The sequence below is a fragment of the Bradyrhizobium oropedii genome, from assembly GCF_020889685.1.
Lineage (GTDB): Bacteria > Pseudomonadota > Alphaproteobacteria > Rhizobiales > Xanthobacteraceae > Bradyrhizobium > Bradyrhizobium oropedii.
In genome coordinates, this window is sequence record NZ_JACMYO010000364.1 from 1 (window position 1) to 2,815 (window position 2,815).

1 protein-coding gene and 1 pseudogene are annotated in these 2,815 nt (G+C 64.7%); both read left to right on the forward strand.

Annotated elements, in window-relative coordinates; genetic code table 11:
- Positions 1 to 314 precede the first annotated feature (314 nt).
- The gene (locus tag H8A95_RS42395) at positions 315 to 1,943 is read left to right on the forward strand and encodes a fatty-acid--CoA ligase (protein ID WP_229188367.1); all 1,629 of its coding nucleotides are present in this window, start codon (positions 315 to 317) and stop codon (positions 1,941 to 1,943) included.
- A 356-nt stretch (positions 1,944 to 2,299) separates the two neighbouring features.
- Positions 2,300 to 2,815 (forward strand): annotated as a pseudogene (locus H8A95_RS42400) (DUF1499 domain-containing protein); the annotation flags it as partial.

Here is a 2,815-nt window from a genome sequence, read left to right on the forward strand (position 1 = left end):
CCGGGCGCGGCCTCGGCAGCGGCACGGCTGAGCGGCGCGCTGACTTGTGCGACCTTTGCGGCCGGGTGCCGAACAAATCGTCCCATGGAAAGCTCGGCGCGCCGCGGGCGGCCTCCGCGGGGCCCGCTTGCATGCCAAGGCAAAGCAACGCCGCGGCAGCGGTAACCATTGCCGCGCCCCCGCGACGAAACGCGCCAACAGGCCATTTTCGGCTTGCTTTCTCCGCGCTACAGTTCATGTCAATTCCATGATTTTACTGCCGGCCGTCCAAGATGCCGGTGGATCATGCGTGAGGATCGAGGAGGGATTTGCGTATGCTTGGTTTGATGCAAGATTGGCCCTTGCTGTGCCACAAGATTATTGAGCACGCCGCCAAATATCACGGCACGCAGGAAGTCGTGACGCGGTCGGTCGAAGGCCCGATTCATCGCACCACCTACGCCGAAATCCATGCCCGCGCGCTGAAGGTCTCGCAGAGCCTGGAGCGCGACGGCATCAAGCTCGGCGACCGCGTCGCCACCATCGCCTGGAACACCTGGCGCCACCTCGAGGTCTGGTACGGCATCATGGGGATCGGCGCGATCTGCCATACGGTCAATCCACGCCTGTTTCCGGAACAGATCGCCTGGATCGTCAACCACGCCCAGGACCGCATCGTCATCACCGATCTCACCTTCGTCCCGGTGCTGGAGAAGATCGCCAGCCAGCTGCCGAGCGTCGAGCGCTACGTGGTGCTGACCGACAAGGCGCACATGCCGCAGACCACGCTGAAGAACGCGGTCGCCTATGAGGATTGGATCGCGGCATCGGACGGCAAGTTCGAATGGAAGACCTTCGACGAGAACACCGCGGCGGCGATGTGCTACACCTCCGGCACCACGGGCGATCCCAAGGGTGTACTTTATTCGCACCGGTCCAACGTGTTGCACGCGCTGATGGCCAACTCCAAGGACGCGCTCGGCACCTCCGCCTCGGACACAATGCTTCCGGTGGTCCCCTTGTTCCATGCCAACAGCTGGGGCATCGCCTTCTCCGCACCGTCGATGGGCACCAAGCTCGTGATGCCGGGCCCGAAGCTCGACGGCGCCTCGGTCTACGAGCTGCTGTCGACCGAGAGGGTCACCCATACCGCGGGTGTCCCCACGGTGTGGCTGATGCTGCTGCAATACATGGCCGCCAACAATTTCAAGCTGCCGGACCTCCAGATGGTGATCTGCGGCGGCTCGGCGATGCCGCGCTCGATGATCAAGGCGTTCCTCGACATGGGCAGCCAGGTGCGCCACGCCTGGGGCATGACCGAGATGAGTCCGCTCGGCACGCTGGCGACGCTGAAGCCGCCGTTCACCGATCGCAGCGGCGAGGAGCGGCTCGACATCCTGCAGACCCAGGGCTATCCGCCGTTCGGCATCGAGATGAAGATCACCGACGATGCGGGCAAGGAGCTGCCGTGGGACGGCAAGACCTTCGGCCGCCTCAAGGTCTCCGGTCCCGCGATCGCCAAGGCCTATTTCCGGGTCGACGCCAACATCCTCGACGATGCCGGCTTCTTCGACACCGGCGACGTCTCGACGATGGACGAGCACGGCTACATGCGGATCACCGACCGCTCCAAGGACGTGATCAAGTCCGGCGGCGAGTGGATCTCGTCGATCGACCTGGAAAACCTCGCGGTCGGCCATCCGGCGGTCGCCGAGGCCGCCGTGATCGGCGTCCATCACCCGAAATGGGACGAGCGGCCGCTCCTGATCGTGCAGCTCAAGCAGGGCCAGAGCGCCACCCGCGAGGACATCCTGAAGTTCATGGACGGCAAGATCGCCAAATGGTGGGTGCCCGACGACGTCGCCTTCGTCGACGGCATTCCGCACACCGCGACCGGCAAGATCCTGAAGACCGCGCTGCGCGACCAGTTCAAGGATTACACCTTCCCGACCGCCGCGGCGTGATGCTTCACCCTCCCCTGGAGGGGGCTCAAAGCGAGATGTGAGGCGGGGTGGGGTGATCTCTCCACGCGGGCAGCGCCCGATTTGAGAGACCTTCACCCCACCACGGTTCGCATTTCATGCGAACTGATCCTCCCGGTGTCGAATGCCGGCACGTCGCCGGCTACTTTGCATGGGGTTGTTTTCGATATTTTGGCAGTGCGCCGCTGCGGAGGCAGGCCATTTGCGATAGTCCTCCCCTCCAGGGAGGGTGAACGGCAATGCCCAAATCCCTTGAATTCGCCGCAGGTCCGTGGTCTCACACGATCATTGGCGGCGGCTGAGGTCGCCGGGGACATCAACCGGCAGATTTTTCGACGATGGCGCGCAGGTTTTCCGCTCCCTACCAGCAGGAGCCCGTGTCCGGTCTCGCCACCTGGTCGCGCAACCTCGCGATCTTTGCCGTCGTAGCGGTTGTGGTCTCGATCCTGATCGTCCGGTTCGGGTTCCTCGAGGTCAAACCGGCGCTGGCGACCTTCTTCGGCGCGCTGGGCCTGGCCGCCCTGTCGATCCTGCTCGGCCTCGCCGCCTTCGCCGCGATCTGGCAGAACGGCACCCGCGGCATGGGCCGGATCCTGTTCGCACTGCTGATGGACGCCGCGATCCTCGCCTACCCGGCCTACCTCACCTACCAGTACCGCAAGCTCCCGCGGATCTACGACGTCACCACCGATGCGATCGACCCGCCGAAATTCGAGGCCCTGGCGCGGCTGCGCACCGGCGAAGGCACCAACCCGGCGGCCTATGCCGGGCTCTATTCGGCCGAGAAGCAGCGCGCGGCCTATCCCGATATCGAAACCGTCGAGCTCGAGGTCCCGGTCGACCGGGCCTTTGAG